This window comes from Sphingomonas sp. GV3, from assembly GCF_031082075.1.
GTDB classification, from domain to species: Bacteria; Pseudomonadota; Alphaproteobacteria; order Sphingomonadales; family Sphingomonadaceae; genus Sphingomonas; species Sphingomonas beigongshangi.
The window spans coordinates 86,072-104,992 of the sequence record NZ_JARWLE010000001.1 but is presented as its reverse complement, the minus strand read 5'-3'; the positions used below and the strand labels follow the sequence as shown (position 1 = coordinate 104,992).

Sequence of the window (18,921 nt, the reverse complement as noted above, 5' to 3'; positions counted from 1 at the left end):
CGGTTCAGCGCGACGCGTCAGGCCGCGTCCGTCGACCGCACAGCCATGCGTCGACCTGCGCGACCAGCGCGTCGATCGGCTGGGCGGCATCCAGCGTCACCGCGCATTCGTCCGCCCCGGGTGGCTCCAGAGTCGCCAGCTGGCTGCCGAGCAGGCTCGTCGGCATGTAATGGCCCGAGCGCGTCGTCATCCGGCGGGCAAGTTCCCCCGCGTCCGTTTCGAGCAGGACGAAACACAGCGGCGCCGCGCTCGCCGCGGCCAGCCGCTCGCGATAGCTGCGCTTCAGCGCGGAACAGGCCGCGACCGCCATGCCGTCGCGCTCAGCCGCCGCGCCCAGCGCCGCGCCGAGCCGGTCAAGCCACGGCCAGCGATCCGCATCGGTCAGCGGATGCCCGGCCTGCATCTTGGCGACATTGGCGGGCGAATGGAACGCATCGCCCTCGAGGACCGGGCAGAGGCATGCGGCGGCGAGCGCCTGCGTCAGCGTCGTCTTGCCGCTGCCGCTCACCCCCATCACCACCAGACCCAAGGGCCGCTCAAGTGCGCACGCTGCGGGAACGGCCCCGGCCTGCGCCGCCCCCTCCTGCGCCGACCCTGCCTGCGCCCGCCCTACCTGCGTCGTCCCTGCCTGCGCCTTTGGCTGCACCTGCGGCCTCGATCCCTTCCGCCGGCGCACGCCGGCTCGTCGCATATCCGGCGTCAACGCGCGAAAGGCCATTACGACCTTTGTCGCAGTCGATCGGGCTCGTCCCCGCACCTATCCCGGTCGCCCCACGATCCGCCGCGCGCCCATCATCAAGGAAATCGATGACATGACCGCCACGCCCGTTCGCCTAGCCGCCGCGCTGCTGCTCGCCGGTGCCGCCGCGCCCGCGCTCGCGGATGCGCCCTCGTGGCTGAGCGTCGCGCCCGCGGATCCGCGCGCGGTGACGGTCGCCGCGCCACGCGACGGCGTGGCAGACGCGGGGCCGGCGATCCAGCGTGCGATCGACGCGGTCGCAGGCCAGGGCGGCGGCGGCCTCGTCTTCCTGCCCTCGGGGCGGTACCGCCTGACGCAAACGCTCTACATCCGGCCCGGCGTGCGGCTGTTCGGCGTCGGCAGGACGAGGCCCGTCTTCGTCCTGGATCCCCGGACGCCCGGCTTCCAAACCGGTGTCGCCACCATGGTCTTCTTCACCGGTACGCTGCCGGTGAGGCCGGGCGAACCGCCCCTCCCGCCCGTCCCCGTCCCGCCGCCGACCAGCGTGCCGTTCAACGCGGACATCGCCGATGCCAATTCCGGCACCTTCTATTCAGCCATGGCGAACGTCGACTTCGAGATCGGCGAGGGCAATCCGGCCGCGACCGCCGTCCGCTTCCACACCGCGCAGCACAGCTATCTCAGCCACATCGACTTCCGCCTGGGGTCGGCGCTCGCCGGCATCTACCAGGTCGGCAATCTGGGACAGGATCTTCGCTTCTTCGGGGGGCGCTACGGCATCCTCGCCGAGAAGACGTCGCCTGCCTGGCAGTTTACGCTGATCGATTCGGTGTTCGACGGGCAGCGCGACGCCGCGATCCGCGAACATGAGGCGGGTCTGACCCTGGTCAACACCGTCTTCCGTAACGTGCCCGTCGGCGTCGAGATCGACCGCGGCTATGGCGACTGGCTGTGGGGCAGCCGCGTGCGGTTCGAGAACGTCGCCAGGGCGGGCGTCGTCATCAGCAACGAGGGCAATGCCTATACCCAGATCGGCTTCAGCGACGTCGTCGCCAGCGCCACTCCCGTCTTCGCGCACTTCCGCGACAGCGGCCGCGACGTCGCGGGGCCAGGCCAGCGCTACCGCGTGCGGGATTTCAGCTACGGCCTGACGCTCGCCTCACCCGCCGCGGCCGGCACGTACGAAACGCGTATCGATGCCGCCCCGCTTGCCGCATTGCCCAAGGCGCCAGCCCCCGCGATCCGCGCGCTGCCGCCCGTCGCGCAATGGGTCAACGTGCGCACGCTCGGCGTGCGCGGCGACGGTACGACCGACGATACCGCGGCGCTCCGCCGGGCGATCGCCAGCCGACGCGTGCTCTACTTCCCCGCCGGCTTCTATCGCGTCACCGACACGGTGACGCTGCGGCCCGACAGCGTGCTGATCGGCCTGCACCCCAGCCTCACGCAGATCGTGCTCGCCGACGACAGCCCCGCCTTTCGCGGCGTCGGGCCCGCCCGCGCGCTGATCGAAAGCGCGAAGGGCGGCGGCGCGATCGTCTCGGGGCTGGGCCTCGCGACGGGCGGCCGCAACCCGCGGGCCACGGCCCTGTTGTGGAAGGCTGGCGAGACGTCGCTGGTCGACGACGTCAAGTTCCAGGGCGGCCACGGCACGTTCGCCACCGACGGCAGCCGCACCGAACCCTACAATGCCGACCACAGCGGGGATCCCGACCCGCAGCAGCGCTGGGACGGGCAATATCCCAGCCTGTGGGTGACGGACGGCGGCGGCGGCACCTTCAACGGCCTCTGGTCACCCAATACCTATGCCTCGGCGGGCCTGTACGTGTCCGACACGCACACGCCGGGCCATGTCTACCAGCTGTCCGCCGAACATCACCGCCGGACCGAGATCGTGCTGGACGGCGTCCGCAACTGGGAATTCCTCGCCCCGCAGACGGAGGAGGAGGCCGGCGAAAGTCGCGCCGCCGTCGCCATCGAGGTGCGCAATACGCGCGACGTCCTGTTCGCCAATCTCCACGCCTATCGCGTCACCCGTTCGCTCGATCCCGCGCCCGCGGCCGTCACGCTCTACAATGCGAGCGGACTCCACTTCCGCAACCTCCATGTGAATGCCGAGAGCGGCTTTGCGACCTGCGACGCGGCGGGCTGCGGCACCTATCTGCGGGCCAGCAAATATCCGTTCGAGAATGCGATCCGCGACGTCACGCGCGGGGTGGACGTGCGCGAGCGCGAGTTCGCCTCGCTCGACGTCAACGATGCCGCGGCCGCGTCGGTCCGCAGCCTGGCGGCCGTCGAAAGGCTTGCGGGCGGCTTTCACGCGCTGGGCGGCGGGGCGGTGGACGCGGCGGGCAAGCTCTACTTCGTCGATCGTCCGATGCAGCGCATCCACGGCTGGACGAAGGCCGAGGGACTATTGATCGTCACCGATGCACCGCTCGACCCCGTGAACCTGGCGGTGGATGCATCGGGCAAGCTGATGGTGCTCTCCTCCGCCGGCCCCGCCGCAACGGTGTACAGTCTCGATCCCAAGGCGCCGGCGGATATCCGCGTGCTGACCGCCCGGGCCGCCGGCCGCACGGGGCGGCTCGCGCTGCCCGGCAGCCTATGGATCAACGGCGAGTTCCGCGACCAATATGACCCCGCGACCGACCAGTTCACGACTCTGGCCGAGATGTTCGCCCGCGACGTGGCGGTCCCGAAGCCCCAAGGCTATGTCGCGCCCGACGGCAGCCTGTCGCTGCCCGCCTATCGCGTATGGCAGCAGGGACCGGCGGATCATCGCGGCTGGCGCTTTTCGGACACGCTCGACACCTATGGCCTTGTGACCGCGAGGGTCGGCGATCGGCTGTACTTGCCCAACGGATCGGAGGATCGCACCTATACCGGCCTCGTCGGTCCGGGCGGTACGATCACAGACATGAAACCCTTCGCCGCGCGCGGCGGCGAGAGCGTCGTCGCCGGCCCGGACGGGCGCGTCTACGTCGCGAACGGGCAGATCTACGTCTATGGCGCCGACGGACGCGCGCTCGGGCGGATCGACGTGCCCGATCGGCCGCTGCAACTCGTCTTCGGCGGGGTGGACGGGACGACGCTCTTCATCCTCACGCATCACGCGCTCTACGCCGCAAGACCTTGATCCACAGCATAAGCCGATGGTCGCACAGACTTTGGTCGTAGATGCCGCCCGCCCTCCGATCGACTAAACCGGGCGGCGACACGGGGACCAGCCGGGATGACACCGGCGGACGGCCGTGGGCGATTAGGGGATGGATGATGAACCGCACGACGGCGCCGCGCACTCTCGTCAAGCGCAGGGTTGATACCGCTACCAGTCTTGTCGTCCTGGCGAGCGCCTTGCTTGCCGCCCCGGCGTTCGCGGCGCCCTCGCCCACACCGCAGACCGTTGCCGATCCGACCCGATCGGCCGATCCCGCGGCGCCCGACCAGTCGGTCAAGCCCTCCACCACCGACGGCACGGCCGACGCGCCGCAGGCCGAAGGCGGCGGCGGCAGCGACATCGTCATCACCGGCACGCGCATCACCGCGAACGGCTACAACGCGCCGACACCGACCACCGTGATCGGCGAGGACCAGATCCTCAAGAACGCGCAGCCCAACATCTTCAACACGATCGCGCAGCTGCCGTCGCTGCAGGGGTCGACCGGCGCGACGACCGGCACGTTCAGCACGTCGAGCGGCCAGCAAGGTCTCAGCTCCTTCTCACTGCGCGGGCTGGGCACGATCCGGACGCTGACGCTGCTCGACGGGCAACGCGTCGTCGGCGCCAACGTCACCGGCGTGCCCGACATCAGCCAGTTCCCGCAGTTGCTGATCAAGCGCGTCGACGTCGTGACGGGCGGCGCCTCCGCCTCCTACGGCTCGGATGCGGTCGGCGGCGTCATCAACTTCATCACCGACACCCGCTTCACCGGGTTCAAGGGCAATCTGCAGACCGGCGTCACGACCTATGGCGACGACGGGCAGGTGCTGGCCCAGCTCGCAGTCGGCAAGGCATTCGCGGGCGACAAGCTCCACCTCATCCTCAGCGGCGAATACGCCAAGGACCAGGGGGTCGGCCCCGGCTTCTTCGGCGAAGACCTTGCCGGCAGCCGCGACTGGTATCGCGCCACGACGCTGATCGACACCGGCAACCGCAACGGCGGCACGCCACAGTTCCTGTACCGCGATCACGGCCAGGCGTATCAATATACGCGGTACGGCCTCATCAGCAGTGGCCCGCTCCAGGGGACGGCCTTCGACGTCAACGGAAACCCCTTCCCGTTCCAATACGGCTCGAACGGCGTGCCGTCGAAGACCGCGGGCGGGAACGTCATCGGCTGCTATGTCGGCTTCTGCGTCGGCGGCGATCAATCGGGCCATGTCGGCTCGGGCACGTCCCTGCAATCGGCGCTGGAGCGGATCAATGGCTTCACCCGCGTCGGCTACGACATCGCGCCGGATACCGAGCTCTACGTCACCGCCAACATCGCGCAGGTGAAGACCAGCAACCAGCCGAACCCCGGTGCCGCCAAGACCGGCCTGACCATCCAGTGTTCCAATCCCTACCTGCCCGCGTCGATCCAGCAGCAGTGCGCCGCCAACGGCATAACCAGCTTCGGCTACGGCCTCAGCAACGCGATCCTGCCCAACATCAAGGTCAATACCGATCGCCGCCAATATCGCTTCGTCGGCGGCCTGAAGGGCAAGGCCGACATGTTCGGGTCCGACTGGACCTACGACGTTTATTACGAGCACGGCATCAACGTCACCGACATCAACGTCGACAACATCAGCCTGAACGGCCGCTACAACCAGGCGATCAACGCGACGACCCTCAACGGCCAGATCGTCTGCGCCGATGCGACGGCGCGCGCCAACGGTTGCCAGCCGATCAACATCTTCGGCGGAGCGACGCCGAGCGCGGCGGCGCTCGCCTATATCGTTCCGAAGAACGGGCCGTTCCAACATACGCGCCAGACGCAGGATGCCGCGGCGGCCAGCATCTCGGGGACGCCCATCGACCTGTGGGCAGGCCCGCTCGCGGTGGCCATGGGCGTCGAATACCGGCGTGAAGCCTATCGCGTGAACGCCGACCCGTATGGCGCGGGCGTTTCGGCGATCAGCCCCAATTCGGCGGCCTATCCGGCAGATCCGATCCTCAACTCCACCGTCGGCAGCAATTGGTACGCAGGAAATTACAAGAACGGGTCGGGCAAATACAACGTCTTCGAAAGCTTCCTCGAACTGAACCTGCCGATCCTCGATTCGGGCACGCTGGGCAAGGCCAACGTCAACGTCGCCGGCCGCGCGACGAAATATTCGACGTCGGGCGTCATCTACGCCTGGAAGATCGGCGGCAGCTGGGAAACACCGATCGACGGCCTGCGGCTGCGCGCCGTCACGTCGCGCGACGTGCGCGCGCCGAACCTGTCCGAACTGTTCGCGGCGCCGACGACCACGACCGTCCCGAATTTCACCGATCCGCGCAAGACGGCGGCCAATCCCAACGGTCGCCAGCTGCTCATCATCCAGAACACGATCGGCAATCCCAACCTGCGTCCGGAGACCGCCCGGAGCACCGAAGCGGGCATCGTCTACGCGCGACCGTCGTGGCTGCCGGGGCTGAGCCTGTCGTTCGACTATTACAAGATCAAGGTCAGCGACGTCGTCTCCAGCCTGTCGGCGCAGCAGATCGTCAACCTGTGCTTCATCTCCAACCTGCCCGACACGTGCGGCGCCTTCAACCTCGACATACCGGCAGGCACGAACCAGACGCCGTTCGTCAACGTCCAGTCGTTCAATCTCGCCGCGATCAAGACCGAGGGCTTCGACATCGAGGCGAGCTACCAGTGGCGCAACCCGCTGGGTCTGGGCGGCACCTTCACCGCGCGCGGTCTTGGCACCCATGTCATCAACTTCATCACCGACCCCGGCCTGCCCGGCACGGTGCCGGTCGACAGTGCCGGCGCCAATTCCGGCGCGACGCCCAAATGGAAGTGGCTCGCGATCGAAAGCTACGACAACGACGCCTTCAGCCTGACGCTGCAACAGCGCTGGTTCAGTGACGGCGTGATCGGCAACCAGTATGTCGTTTGCTCGACCAACTGCCCCGTCTCGACCGCGAACAACCCGACGATCGACCGGGCGTTCATGAAGGGTGCCTTCTACTTCGACATCGGCGGCTCGCTCAACGTGACCAAGGCGGTCAGCATGTTCTTCAAGGTCGACAATCTGTTCGACCACGATCCCGAGCCGTCGCCGCAGACCAATACCGGCCTCGACGTCAATCCCGCGCTCTACGACACGCTCGGCCGCTTCTACCGCATCGGCGTGCGGGCCCGCTTCTGATCCCTCCCCCCCTCGCGCCACTCCGGACGAACCGTCCCAGGTGGCGCCTTTGTCTCCGCCGCGCCACAGCACAAAATCCGCGTCGACGGACCAATATTTGGCTTTATTCTGCGCTACTTATCGATGAGCACATCGGCATCGGCTCACCGCCGCAACTCTGAGGACACGCCATGGACATGCTGCGACGCGATTTCCTGATCGGGGCCACCGCGCTGGCGGCCGCGTCCCGGGCGGTGGCGCAGGGGCGCTCGCGGCCGCTCGGCTATGCGATCGTGGGACTCGGCAGCTACGGGCTCGACCGGATCATCCCGGAGTTCAGGAACTGCCGGCACAGTCGCCTCGCCGCCGTGGTCAGCGGCGATCCCGCCAAGGCCCGTCGCGTCGCCGCCGAGCATGGCCTCGGCGAACGCGCCATCTATTCCTATGCCGATTTCGACCGCATCCGCGACAATCCCGACGTCGATATCGTCTATGTCTGCCTGCCGAACGCGATGCATGCCGAATATACGATCCGCGCGGCGCGCGCCGGCAAGCATGTCATGTGCGAGAAACCGATGGCGACGTCGGTCGCGGAGGCCGAAGCGATGATCGCGGCCTGCAAGCGCGCAGGCCGCAAGCTGATGATCGGCTATCGCGTACACTTCGAGCCCACCAACCTTGAGGCGATGCGACTGGCGCGCAGCGGCGTGGCGGGCCGGATCCGCTACGTCCGTTCGGAGCACGGCTTCGTCCAGCGCGACCCCAGCAAGTGGCGACTGAAGAAAGCGCTGTCGGGCGGCGGGTCGCTGATGGACATGGGGATCTACAGCCTGCAGGCGGCGCGCTACATGACCGGCGAGGAGCCGATCGCGGTGACCGCGCGCGAGTCCACCGATCGCCGCGACCCGCGCTTCGCCGAGGTGGAGGACATCATAGACTGGACGCTCGAATTCCCGTCGGGCGCGGTCGCGAGCTGCCAGTCGATGTACAGCGCCAACCAGAACCATATCCTGCTGATGGGCGACAAGGGCCGGATCGAGTTGGAGCCGGCGACGCGCTATTCCGACAACAGGATGTGGACAGGCGCGGACGGCCGGGAACAGGCGATCGTCGTGCCGGCGGGCGCCGCCGCGACGCAGTTCGCAGGCCAGCTCGATCATCTGGCGGACTGTATCGCGACGGGGCGCGAGCCGATCGTCTCGGGCGAGGAGGGCTTGCGCGACATGCGGATCATCGAGGCCATCTATCGCTCCGCGCGCGAAGGCCGCACGATCCGCCTGACACCGGGCGGTCGCGCATGATCCGCGGGATAGCCCTGTGCGGGTCGGCCCTCGCCGGCCTGATCGTTGGGCTCCCCGCGCGCGCGCAAAGCGCCGATCCGACGAGCGTCGCGAGCAGCGCCGAGATCGAGGCGGCGATCGTCGGAATGGAGCGCGACATGAAGCCCGGCCAAGGCTTTCTGTGGCGACCGCTGATACAGGCCGGCGGATCGGTCGCGGCACTGGAATATTGGCGGAAACCGGGTCGCCCGGCCATCCACCCCACGGAGACGGAATATGCCATCGTCGTAGCGGGCGAGGGTTCGCTGGTGTCAGGCGGGCAGCTCGCCGATCCCAGCGTGACGCGGCCGGGACTGACCGAGGGCAGCGCGATCGAGCACGGCATCACCCGCGCGCTGCGCAAGGGCGATGTCGTGATGATCCCGGCGGGCGTCCCGCACTGGTTCGGCATGCGCGGCGGCAAGCTCGTCCTCCTGGGAATCAAGCTTGCCTCCGCCGCAACCGCCGCGCCGACGCCATGACGTGCCAAGGGACCACCGGCACCTTCGCCCCGAGCCGGCGGCTGGTAGTGGGGGCAGCACTGGCCATGGCCGCGGCGCCGGGTGCGAGGGCGGCGGCTTTCGCCCCGCGCATCCGCCGGCTTGCGCCACGCTTCGACCGTTTTGTGTCGCCGGACGCCAGGATCGAGGTCGTCGCGACGGGAATCCGCTGGGCGGAGGGACCCGTCTGGGTCGATGCCGGCGGTTACCTGCTGTTCTCCGATCCACCGGCGAATGTGGTGCGGCGCTGGCGGCCAGGCGGTCGGGCGACGCCCTTCCTCACTCCGTCGGGCCTCGCGAACCCCGACCCCACCATCACCCGCGAGCCCGGCGCCAACGGCCTGGCGATCGATCGCCGCGGCAGGCTCCTGATCGCGAACAGCGGCGGCCGCTCGATCGACCGGCTCGATCTCGGGACGATGACGCGCGAAGTGCTGGTCGACCGGTTCGAGGGCAAGCGCTTCAACAGCCCGAACGACCTCCACGTCGCCCGGGACGGCACGATCTACTTCACCGACCCGCCTTACGGATTGCAGGATCCTGACACGTCGGCGGCGAGGGAGATGTCGGTCAACGGCGTCTACCGGCGCGGTGCCGACGGCACGGTGACGCTGATCGACGACAGCCTGACGCGGCCCAACGGTATCGCGCTGTCGCCGGACGAACACCGGCTCTACGTCTCGGTGTCGGACGAAACGGCGCCGCGAATCCTCGTCTACGATCTCGACGAACGGGGGCGCCCGTCCCGGTCGCGCGTGCTGCTCGATGCCAGACCGATGCAGGGCCCGGAGGCACCCGGCCTGCCGGACGGCATGAAAATCGCGCGGGACGGTACGCTGGTCTGCTCCGTACCGGGCGGAATGATGTTTCTATCGCCCGACGCGGAACCACTCGGTCTGATTTCAATCGGAGCGCCTATCGCCAATTGCGCCTTTGGCGAGCACGGTGGCGCCCTGTACCTCGCCGCTTCCGACCGCATATTGCGGTTGCCGCTCAAGCACATGGGCTAGGTCTGCTTCTGCGGACTGCCCACGGACCCATGCCTTTCCGTCGAACCGGCGCGACGTCGAGGGGTCGATACCTGATGACTGCGCGAACAAAGCTGCACGAATGGTCCGCACCGCGCGCGGGCACGCCAGCTCCGCCGACCCGTCGCCTGAACACGCATCCGCTTCCTGGCCATCGCCACCGGAAAGAGGACAGGCAGATTCCCTGAAGGGTTTCGGATGCCGGCAGGCGTGCGAAATGTTCTGGCATTTCCCGCGCGCGGATTACGGCGCCGAAAGCAAGGCGGTCATGGTCGGCGCCGACGCCGCCGGATCATGCTGTCAGATCCGGAAGCGCCGAACGCCCTCCGCCGTCGCCGCGTCAGGCGGTCGCCGACGACTCGGCAAACTGTGCGACGTCACGGAGGGTCACTCCACCGTCACGGACTTCGCAAGGTTGCGCGGCTGGTCGACGTCCGTCCCCTTGGCGACGGCGACATGATAGGCGAGCAGCTGCACCGGCACCGCGTAGACCAGCGGCGCGATCAGCGGATGCACCTTGGGCATGGTGATCGTCGCGACGCAACCTTCGCCGGCGGCCTGGATGCCGTCATAATCGCTGATCAGGATGACCTTGCCCCCGCGCGCCTGGACCTCCTGCATGTTGCTGACGGTCTTCTCGAACAGCGGACCGGAGGGGGCAATGACGATCACCGGCACATTCTCGTCGATCAGCGCGATCGGACCGTGCTTCATTTCGCCCGCCGCATAGCCTTCGGCATGGATGTAGCTGATCTCCTTGAGCTTCAGCGCACCCTCGAGGGCGAGCGGATAATCCGTGCCGCGGCCGAGATACAGGACGTCCCGCGCCGAAGCGACGACGCCGGCCATTTCCTGGATCGATTCGTCATAGGCGAGCGCAGCGTTGAGGGAGGCCGGCGCCTCTCCCAGGTGGCGGACGATCAGCTTCTCCTCGCCCGGCTTCAGCTGCCCCTTAGCCTGCGCCAGATTGGCGGCAAGCGCGGCGAGTACCGCGAGCTGGCAGGTGAACGCCTTGGTGCTGGCGACGCCGATCTCGGGTCCCGCATGCGTCGGGAGGAGCAGGTCGGCCTCGCGCGCCATCGAGCTGGTCGGCACGTTGACGACCGCGGCGATCTTCTGCCCCTCGCTCTTGGCGTGACGCAGCGCGGCGAGCGTATCCGCGGTCTCACCCGACTGGCTGATGACGATCATCAGCCCTCCCTGCTCCATCACCGGCGCGCGGTAGCGGAACTCGGACGCGACATCGAGGTCGACGGGCACGCGCGCGAACTGCTCGAACCAGTATTTCGCGACCATGCCGGCGTAGAAGCTGGTGCCGCAGGCGACGATGGTGACGCGCTTCACCGCCGAAAGGTCGAAATCCGGGATCGGCAGCGTGACCCGCTCCTCCATCCGCTGCAGGTAGGACCGCAGCGTCTGCGCGACGACGATCGGCTGCTCGTAGATCTCCTTGAGCATGTAGTGACGGTGGTTGCCCTTGGAGATCAGCTCGCCCGTCACGCCGGAGATGGTGATGGGACGCTCGACCGGATTGTTGTCGCGGTCGTAGACCTGTGCGCCATCGTTGGTGCAGACCACCCAGTCGCCTTCGTCGAGATAGGCGATCCGCTGCGTCAGGGGCGCGAGGGCGAGGGCGTCGGAGCCGAGATAGGTCTCGCCTTCGCCATAGCCGACGACGAGCGGCGAGCCGAGCCGCGCGCCGATCAGCATGTCGGGATGCTTGCGGAACAGGATGGCCAGCGCGAAGGCGCCATGCAGGCGCGGCAGCACGTCGCGGACCGCGGCGACGGGATCGAGGCCCGACTCGACCTTCTCGCTGACCAGATGCGCGACGACCTCGGTATCCGTCTCGCTGGTGAACACGCGGCCGCGCGCGATCAGCTCGTCGCGGAGCGCCTTGAAATTCTCGATGATGCCGTTGTGGACGACCGCGACCTCCTCGGTCGCATGCGGATGCGCGTTGTTGGTGGTCGGGCCGCCATGCGTCGCCCAGCGTGTGTGCGCGATGCCGGTCGTGCCGGCGAGCGGATGCGCGGCCAGTTCCTTGGCGAGATTGACGAGCTTGCCCGACGCGCGCCGCCGTTCGATTGCGCCATCCACGTCCGTGGCGATGCCCGCCGAGTCGTAGCCGCGATATTCGAGCCGCTTCAGCCCATCGAGCAGGCGATCCGCGACGTCTTCGTTACCGACGATTCCAACGATACCACACATGGAAGAACCTGCTTTCAGATAAGGTAGGACGCACGGGCCCCGGCCCTGCCTGCCGGGAAATCCGTGAAGTTGCAAAGGTAGGACGCAAATTCGGCCAGCAAGGGGCCGCGCGACCCGCCAGGCCGGGCGGCGCCCCCGTCGGAACGACGGGGATCACGCGACCATGCGTCGGCAGTGACGCCCGCCATATCAGCGAGAGATCGCGCGCGGCTTCACTTGCCGGCCTTGCGCGCCGTCATTTGCGCGCGGAAACGGGCGGCCCAGCCGGGCTTGCTGCGCTGTTCGGGCCGGACGAGCGCGAGCGCATCGGCCTCGACGTCGCGGGTCACGACCGCGCCCGCGCCGACGATGGCGCCCGCGCCGATGCTGACCGGAGCGACCAGCGCGGAGTTGGACCCGATGAAGGCGCCTGCCCCGATCTGGGTCTTGTACTTGAAGAAGCCGTCGTAGTTGCAGGTGATCGTGCCCGCGCCGATATTGGCACCGGCGCCGATCTCCGCATCGCCGATATAGCTCAGGTGATTGGCCTTCGCGCCTTCTCCCAGCGTCGCCTTCTTGATCTCGACGAAGTTGCCGACCTTCGCCTTGCGCCCCACGACCGCGCCCGGGCGCAGTCGCGCATAGGGGCCGATCTCCGCCCCCTCGCCGACGGTCGCACCCTCGACATGGCTGAAGGCATGGATCGTCGCCCCGTCCGCGATCGTCACGCCGGGCGCGAACACGACATTGGGCCCGACCACGACGTCCCGCCCGATCACCGTGTCGTGGCTGAACCACACCGTCTCCGGCGCGATCAGCGTCGCGCCCTCCGCCATTGCGCGCGCGCGGCGCTGCGTCTGCCAGCCGGCCTCGACATCCGCCAGTTCCGCCCGGCTGTTGATCCCGGCGACCTCGTCCTCCCCTGTCTCGATGCACACGGCCCGCCCGCCCTCGGCGATGGTCAGCGTGACGATGTCGGGCAGATAATATTCCCCCGCCGCATTGTCGTTGCCGACCGCTTCCAGCAGGCGCCAGAGATCGCGGGTGCGCACCGCGGTGACGCCGGAATTGCACAGGTCGACCGCACGCTCCGCCTCGGTTGCGTCCTTGTATTCCACCATCTTGGCGATCGTGCCGTCCGCGTCGGCAATGATCCGTCCATAGGCCTTCGCGTCCGCGGGCCGGAAACCGAGCACCGCCACGGTCGGCGCGTCCGCCGCCTCCAGTCGCGCCGCGAGGCGCGCAACCGTCTCGGTCGCCAGCAGGGGCGTATCGCCGAAGCACACGATCGCGATGCCGTCGAAATCCGCCAGCGCCTGCTTTGCCTGCAGCGCGGCATGCGCGGTGCCGAGCTGCTCATGCTGCCAGGCGATCTCGACACCGGTCGCAGCGACCGCCGCCTCGACCTGTTCACCCGATGCGCCGACCACGACCACGCGGCGCGTGGCGCCCGCCCGATTGAGACTGTCGATCAGGTGCAGCAGCATCGGCCGCCCGGCGACCGGGTGCAAGACCTTGTGCAGATCGGATTTCATCCGGGTTCCCTTGCCCGCGGCAAGGATGATGACGGCTAGTGGCGTGCTCATGGCGCGCGTCTCTGCCATGGCGGGCTTGTCATTTCCAGCCGCGCGCGTCACGCGGCTTAAGCATGACCGATACCCGATTTCCCTTCGCCATCGTCGGCTTCGACCTCGACGGCACCCTGCTCGACACCAGTGGCGACCTCGCCGCGGCGGTGAACCATGCGCTCGGCTCCATCGGGCGGGCGCCGCTGACGGTCGAACAGGTGAAGCCGATGATCGGCGGCGGCGCGCGGCACATGCTCGCGCAGGGCTTGGCCGCGACGGGTGGATGCGACGATGCGACGCTGGACGTGCTGCATCGGCGCCTGCTCGACTATTACGCCGCCCATATCGCGGTCCACACGCGCCCCTATCCCGGTTGCCTGGACGCGCTGGATGCGCTGGCGGCCAGGGGCGTGCGGCTCGCGGTGGTGACCAACAAGCTCGAAGGACTGGCGCGCACCGTGCTGACCGAGCTCGACCTGATCGACCGATTCGCGACGCTCATCGGCGGCGACACGATGGGGCCGGGCAACGCCAAGCCCTCGCCCGCGCCGATCGACGAGATGATGCGCCGCTGCGGCGGCGGTCGCGCGGCGTTCGTCGGCGATTCGATCTTCGACGTCCAGGCCGCGCATGCGGCGGGGCTGCCGGCGATCGCCTGTTCGTTCGGGTTCCTGATGCAGCCGGTCGAGGAGCTCGGCGCGGACGCGGTGATCGACGGCTATGACGCGCTGGTTCCGACGCTGGAGCGCCTGGCATCGGAGCGCGGCTAGGGTCCGATCCACGTCCTTGGCAGCGGTGCCGGCCCGTATCCAGCTGCGCCGGTCCGCATGCTGAAAGCCGGCAGACCTACAGCAGATCGGGCGAATTGATGTTGTAACCGTTCAACGCGGGCCGGCCGCCCAGCTCGCCGAAGGTGAAGGTTTCCCGGGCTCTGCCGTGTTCGTACGTTGTCATCTCCTGCAGCACGGTCGTGGCGCCGCCGGTGCCGACATTGACCGACCAGTTCACCGTCTCCGTGCCGACTTCCCGCCCCAGCTTGCGACGCACCTTACCCATCATCGCGGCGAATTTCTCCGGCCCGCTCACGGCGCGAAACATGGGTGTGGTCATGCCGACGAGCATGTCGAACCGCCCCGCGTTATAAGCGGCATGGAACCGCGCGACCTCGGCGGTCGCCTGCTTCGTATCCGGCGGGGAACAGCCGGCGAGCATCAACGGCGCGAGCCCCATGGCGGCGGAAAAACGAGTCGGCATGCCGCATCCTAGAGTCCGATGCAGGTGCGTGGAAGCGGGGCCGGTACCGCGCCGATCCGACTTTGCTGGATCGCGCGCCAGGGCGTGCATCGCCGGCACATCCATCAGAAAGATGCGGGCCGCCGGCGCGCCTTGATCCAGAGATGCCGCACCAGCATCGCGGGCGGCATGCGCAGCGCGTGCGAGCGGACGTAGAACGCGAACCGCGTGACCGGGCGGGTCGGCCGTCCCCAGCCGTCGCGTGCCAGCAGGCGCCGCCGGATCAGACGATCGAGCGCATCGTCCTTTCCCCAGCCTTGCGGCATCGCCGTGCCGAAGAGCGTCCGCACGTGGCGGCAGGCGCGCCGCACCGGGTCGCCGAGGCCATGATGCCGCGCCCGCGCCTCCAGGCCGTCGACGCCGAATTCCTCGACGAGGCAATGGATGTCCCACAGATTGCGCAAGCCGCCGGCCAGATCGCCATCGGCGAACAGATGCGCGGCGGCATGGCAGATCATGTCGGACGGCGACAGCACGGCAAGACCGTTGCCCAGTGGGCGCGCCGCCGCGATCAGCGCGTCCGGATCGGGCCTGCGGCGCGCCGTCAGCGGCAGGATGGTGTGATGCACGTCGATCATCCGGTCGCGCTCGCGGTGGATCAGCGGCGGCAGCTCGTGCATCCAGCGCCGATAATAGGCGTCGTCATACGGGTCCGGCTTCACCCATTCCCATCCGGCGGCGATCAGCGCCTGCTCGACGGCATCGAGTCCGTCGCGCGGCACGAGCACGTCAAGGTCACCGATATGGCGCCCTTGCCCCGCGGCGAGACCCGCCGCGACATAGGCCGTCCCCTTCAGCAACACGACCGGCAGTCCGAGCGGCGCCAGCGCGCGGCGCGCCATCTCCGCCTCCCACAGCGCGGTTCGCCGCGCCGCCTCGGCGCCGTCGCGCGCTTCGGCGAGCAGGATTGCGACGGGCTCGGGCATCGGCAGGCCGTGCAGTCGCCACGCGAGCGATCCGACGAGCTGCTCGGCACGCGCCGCCGTGATCAGCCCCGTCCAGTCGGTATCCAGCCGCAATGCGGTCGGATCGCGGAGCGCGCGGGCCAGCGTCACGGCTCCGGCCACAACGCCTCCACCTGCGCGATCGCGGTCTCGCCGTCGGGATAGTCGACCGCGTAGGCGGGAACGCCGCGGATCAGCGCGGTCAGCGCGGCGAATCCTGCCTCACCCAAAGCGACGTAATTCGTCGAGGCCTGCGTCAACCGGACGAACGCCTCGCCAGGGGGCACGGCGCGCACGGCCGCCGCGGCACCGAACCGCGGAAACAGCAGCACCGCGGGCTGCGCGGGCTCATCCATCGTGGCGATTGCGCCCGCGTCCGGGACGAGATGGCGGATCGTGCCTTTCGGCGTGTCGTGGAGCAGCGGCCCGAAGCGCGCCTTCGGCCAGACCCGCGCCGCCGCCGAGACGCCGTCGTTCTTGAGGCTGATGAGACGCGGCAGCGGCCAGGCCAGACCCGTCTCGGGCTCTATCAGCGCGAATTCGTCCCCCATGAACCGCCAGCCGTGTGCCGCCAGAAGCGTCGCCAGCGTCGACTTGCCGGCGCCGGACTCGCCGCTCATCAGCAGCGCCCGGCCATCGCGCTCGACCGCGCTGGCGTGCAGCAGCAGAAAGCGACGGGCACCGAGCGCCAGTTGCAGGTTCATCCCCATTTCGGCCGCTAGCAGCGCCTGCGCCAGCGGCAGCGGCGCGGCATCCGGCAGCATATAGTCGCCGGAAATCGCGATCGCCGGACGGATCCACCGACGCCAGGGACGCAAGGCTTCGAGCCGCACGGTATAGTCCGGAAGCTCGGGCCGCGGATAATCGGCGTACAGGTCCGCCAGGGTCTCGATGGGCGCGCGCCAGTCGGACCCGATCCGAAAGCCGAACGGGCCGATACGCAGCGACAGGGCGTGCCTCACAGCATTTCGACCAATCCGGCCGCGACAAGTTCGTCGAGCCGCGCCGCCAGCGCGCCGGGTTCCGCGTCGAGATCGAAGCTTGCGGCCAGCCGGGCGTGCAAGGCGCCGACGGTCAGCGCGTCCTCGCCCATGGCCGCCAGGATTTCATGGGCTGGGCTGACGAGCAGGTGGGTGATGCCGGACGGCCGATGGAAGACGGCGGTGAACGCGTCGAGCGGCTCGGACACCAGCGCCGCCGGTGACGCCGCGCGAAAGCGCAAGCGCGTCAGCCGCGCGGCATCTGCAGCGAGGCGAAGCAGGTGAAGCCCCCCTGCCCGCGCTGCAGCCGGCGGATATAGGCGACATAGGCACGATTGCTGTCAGGCGTCGTGCCGGGAAGCTGGGCGCCGGCGAGCGCGCGCTTGACGTCTTCTCCCTTGAATGGCCGGCCCGGCGGGGGGAAGGCCCCCTTCGACCCCGGCGCGACGACGTTGCCGCTCGCATCGATATATTGTCCCGATCGGGTGATGTCGGGGACGGGTATCTCGCAGTTCAGGACGGACCCCGCCGTCTGCGCCAGCGCGGGGCGGATCGACACGACGGCGCCGGCGGACACCGCGCCCAGCGCCAACACGCGCCTTCGGGTCGCTGCGCCCGTATCGGGCGATGACGGCGTTCCGTCTTGAGGGGGCGTCTCATCGCTCATCATGCTCGTCCTGTCCGCCGTGCCTTTCACATTCGCCGATCACTGGCAAGCTGCCCCCTGCGGTCGGCGTCGCCGCCACCGCCAGCCGCCGTATCGTTCCGGGACGCGCGACGATGCGATTCGCCGTGAAATGGGCTAGCGATGCGTCATGCCGCCCAGATTCGCCCGGCGCCTCAGCGGCGCGCTCGTGATCGCCCTCCTCGCCGCCGCTGCCGTGCGCGCGCTTGGCGGTACGCCGGATGCGGTCGTGGTGACTCTCGTCGGTGCGGTGGCCGCAGGACTGGCGGCCATGGGGATTCGCGGCCCCGCGCCCGCCGCCAGCGGACCTGCCGGTCCGGACGTGGGCCAGATCCTCGACGAGGTGCTGGACGGTATCGCCGAACCCGTCCTGCTCGTGCGCGGGAAACGGGTCACCTGCGCGAATGCGGCGGCGCGCGCGCTGCTCGGCAGGCATATCGTCGGCGAAGACGTGCGCGTGGCGATCCGCCATCCCGCCGCGGCCGACCGTCTTGCGGGCGAGGCGCCGCTTCCCGGGCGTCCCGTCGAGCTGGTCGGGCTCGGGGCACCCGATCAACGCTGGGAGATGCGGATCGGGGAAACCAGTGACGGCGCGCGCATCGTCCATCTCGTCGATCAGAGCGGGCGGCACGCGGCCGAGAAGATGCGGGTCGACTTCGTCGCCAACGCCAGCCACGAGCTGCGCACGCCGCTCGCGTCGATCCTGGGCTTCGTCGAGACGCTGACCGACGGCGCGGGCGACGACCCCGCCCTGCGCGCACGGTTCCTGAAGGTGATGTTTGACGAGGCGCAGCGGATGCAGCGGCTGATCGAGGATCTGATCTCGCTGTCGCGGATCGAGGGCGAGAAATACCGCCTGCCCGCAGAACGCGTCGACATCGGCGAACTGCTGGAGGACGTCTATGCCGAACTCGCTGCCGGCGGCGGCGATCGCGTCGTGGACGTGACCATCGGGTTCGAGGACGACCTCCCCGCCGTCGTCGGCGACGAGGTGCAGCTGTCGCAGCTGATCCACAATCTCGTCGGCAACGCGATGAAATACGGCCGGCCCGGTTCGCCGGTGACCGCGACGGTCGGCCGCGACGGGTCGGGCATGATCCGCTTCACCGTCACCGACGAGGGCGAGGGCATTCCGGCCCAGCATATTCCCCGTCTGACGGAGCGCTTCTACCGCGTCGACGCCGGACGCAGCCGCAGCATCGGCGGGACGGGCCTGGGCCTTGCGATCGTCAAGCATATCGTCGAGCGGCATCGCGGCCGGCTCGACATCGCCAGCAAGGTCGGCGTCGGCACGACCGTCTCCGTCGCCCTTCCCCCGGCGGAACCGGACCGGCCGACGGTAACTGCCGAAGCCACTGTCATCAAAGGGTAACGCAACCGTCAC

General features: G+C 68.8%; 15 protein-coding genes. 7 read left to right on the top strand and 8 right to left on the bottom strand.

Annotated elements, in window-relative coordinates:
* Positions 1 to 4 precede the first annotated feature (4 nt).
* A complete protein-coding gene (locus RF701_RS00555; protein ID WP_308813719.1) occupies positions 5 to 676 on the bottom strand; it encodes a gluconokinase in 672 nt (223 codons plus the stop codon).
* A 136-nt stretch (positions 677 to 812) separates the two neighbouring features.
* Between RF701_RS00555 and RF701_RS00550 the strand changes: the two genes are divergently transcribed.
* The 5 genes from RF701_RS00550 (at position 813) to RF701_RS00530 (ending at position 9,859) form a co-directional block, all read left to right on the top strand.
* Positions 813 to 3,839: a glycosyl hydrolase family 28-related protein gene (locus RF701_RS00550; protein ID WP_308813718.1), complete on the top strand. Its 3,027-nt coding sequence runs from the start codon at positions 813 to 815 to the stop codon at positions 3,837 to 3,839.
* A gap of 134 nt (positions 3,840 to 3,973) precedes the next feature.
* Positions 3,974 to 7,051 (top strand): TonB-dependent receptor plug domain-containing protein, encoded by a 3,078-nt coding sequence (locus RF701_RS00545; RefSeq protein WP_374758569.1) that lies wholly within the window; start codon positions 3,974 to 3,976, stop codon positions 7,049 to 7,051.
* Positions 7,052 to 7,221: 170 nt separating this feature from the next.
* Positions 7,222 to 8,331 (top strand): Gfo/Idh/MocA family protein, encoded by a 1,110-nt coding sequence (locus RF701_RS00540; RefSeq protein WP_210356608.1) that lies wholly within the window; start codon positions 7,222 to 7,224, stop codon positions 8,329 to 8,331.
* Positions 8,328 to 8,831 carry a cupin domain-containing protein gene (locus RF701_RS00535; RefSeq protein WP_308813716.1) on the top strand — a complete coding sequence of 168 codons (504 nt, stop codon included), beginning with the start codon at positions 8,328 to 8,330 and terminating at the stop codon, positions 8,829 to 8,831. Before RF701_RS00540 ends, RF701_RS00535 begins: the two co-directional genes overlap by 4 nt.
* A 65-nt stretch (positions 8,832 to 8,896) precedes the next feature.
* Entirely contained in the window at positions 8,897 to 9,859 is a 963-nt protein-coding gene (locus RF701_RS00530; RefSeq protein WP_308813715.1) for an SMP-30/gluconolactonase/LRE family protein, read from the top strand.
* A 405-nt stretch (positions 9,860 to 10,264) separates the two neighbouring features.
* Here the strand turns inward: RF701_RS00530 and glmS are convergent, their stop codons facing one another.
* Entirely contained in the window at positions 10,265 to 12,088 is a 1,824-nt protein-coding gene (gene glmS / locus RF701_RS00525; RefSeq protein ID WP_210356627.1) for a glutamine--fructose-6-phosphate transaminase (isomerizing), read from the bottom strand.
* A 212-nt stretch (positions 12,089 to 12,300) separates the two neighbouring features.
* Positions 12,301 to 13,653 carry a bifunctional UDP-N-acetylglucosamine diphosphorylase/glucosamine-1-phosphate N-acetyltransferase GlmU gene (gene glmU / locus RF701_RS00520; RefSeq protein ID WP_246847945.1) on the bottom strand — a complete coding sequence of 451 codons (1,353 nt, stop codon included), beginning with the start codon at positions 13,651 to 13,653 and terminating at the stop codon, positions 12,301 to 12,303.
* Positions 13,654 to 13,715: 62 nt separating this feature from the next.
* Here glmU and RF701_RS00515 point away from each other — a divergent pair, with 62 nt between their 5' ends.
* Positions 13,716 to 14,405 carry an HAD-IA family hydrolase gene (locus tag RF701_RS00515; protein ID WP_308813714.1) on the top strand — a complete coding sequence of 230 codons (690 nt, stop codon included), beginning with the start codon at positions 13,716 to 13,718 and terminating at the stop codon, positions 14,403 to 14,405.
* Between the two features lie 76 nt (positions 14,406 to 14,481).
* Here RF701_RS00515 and RF701_RS00510 read toward each other — a convergent pair whose 3' ends face one another.
* The 5 genes from RF701_RS00510 to RF701_RS00490 are packed head-to-tail and all read right to left on the bottom strand — an operon-like array spanning position 14,482 to position 17,519.
* On the bottom strand, positions 14,482 to 14,979 hold the full coding sequence (locus tag RF701_RS00510; RefSeq protein ID WP_210356630.1) for a hypothetical protein: 498 nt from the start codon (positions 14,977 to 14,979) through the stop codon (positions 14,482 to 14,484).
* A 14-nt stretch (positions 14,980 to 14,993) separates the two neighbouring features.
* The gene (locus RF701_RS00505; RefSeq protein WP_210356631.1) at positions 14,994 to 15,995 is read right to left on the bottom strand and encodes a nucleotidyltransferase family protein; all 1,002 of its coding nucleotides are present in this window, start codon (positions 15,993 to 15,995) and stop codon (positions 14,994 to 14,996) included.
* On the bottom strand, positions 15,980 to 16,834 hold the full coding sequence (locus RF701_RS00500) for an HprK-related kinase A (RefSeq protein ID WP_210356632.1): 855 nt from the start codon (positions 16,832 to 16,834) through the stop codon (positions 15,980 to 15,982). The genes RF701_RS00505 and RF701_RS00500 overlap by 16 nt, the downstream gene beginning before the upstream one ends.
* Positions 16,831 to 17,061, bottom strand: a complete 231-nt coding sequence (locus RF701_RS00495) for an HPr-rel-A system PqqD family peptide chaperone (RefSeq protein WP_308813713.1) — start codon at positions 17,059 to 17,061, stop codon at positions 16,831 to 16,833. Before RF701_RS00495 ends, RF701_RS00500 begins: the two co-directional genes overlap by 4 nt.
* Before the next feature lie 38 nt (positions 17,062 to 17,099).
* On the bottom strand, positions 17,100 to 17,519 hold the full coding sequence (locus tag RF701_RS00490) for a hypothetical protein (RefSeq protein WP_308813712.1): 420 nt from the start codon (positions 17,517 to 17,519) through the stop codon (positions 17,100 to 17,102).
* Positions 17,520 to 17,667: 148 nt separating this feature from the next.
* Here RF701_RS00490 and RF701_RS00485 point away from each other — a divergent pair, with 148 nt between their 5' ends.
* Entirely contained in the window at positions 17,668 to 18,909 is a 1,242-nt protein-coding gene (locus RF701_RS00485; RefSeq protein ID WP_308813711.1) for an ATP-binding protein, read from the top strand.
* The last annotated feature ends 12 nt before the right edge of the window (positions 18,910 to 18,921 follow it).

Excerpts from the sequence above, each read along its gene's own strand:
- RF701_RS00535 (WP_308813716.1), top strand. The coding sequence starts at position 8,328 with ATGATCCGCGGGATAGCCCTGTGCGGGTCGGCCCTCGCCGGCCTGATC.
- RF701_RS00530 (WP_308813715.1), top strand. The coding sequence starts at position 8,897 with ATGGCCGCGGCGCCGGGTGCGAGGGCGGCGGCTTTCGCCCCGCGCATC.
- RF701_RS00485 (WP_308813711.1), top strand. The coding sequence starts at position 17,668 with ATGCCGCCCAGATTCGCCCGGCGCCTCAGCGGCGCGCTCGTGATCGCC.
- RF701_RS00510 (WP_210356630.1), bottom strand. The coding sequence starts at position 14,979 with ATGCACGCCCTGGCGCGCGATCCAGCAAAGTCGGATCGGCGCGGTACC.
- RF701_RS00540 (WP_210356608.1), top strand. The coding sequence starts at position 7,222 with ATGGACATGCTGCGACGCGATTTCCTGATCGGGGCCACCGCGCTGGCG.
- glmS (WP_210356627.1), bottom strand. The coding sequence starts at position 12,088 with ATGTGTGGTATCGTTGGAATCGTCGGTAACGAAGACGTCGCGGATCGC.
- RF701_RS00545 (WP_374758569.1), top strand. The coding sequence starts at position 3,974 with ATGATGAACCGCACGACGGCGCCGCGCACTCTCGTCAAGCGCAGGGTT.
- RF701_RS00515 (WP_308813714.1), top strand. The coding sequence starts at position 13,716 with ATGACCGATACCCGATTTCCCTTCGCCATCGTCGGCTTCGACCTCGAC.
- RF701_RS00490 (WP_308813712.1), bottom strand. The coding sequence starts at position 17,519 with ATGAGCGATGAGACGCCCCCTCAAGACGGAACGCCGTCATCGCCCGAT.
- RF701_RS00550 (WP_308813718.1), top strand. The coding sequence starts at position 813 with ATGACCGCCACGCCCGTTCGCCTAGCCGCCGCGCTGCTGCTCGCCGGT.
- glmU (WP_246847945.1), bottom strand. The coding sequence starts at position 13,653 with ATGAGCACGCCACTAGCCGTCATCATCCTTGCCGCGGGCAAGGGAACC.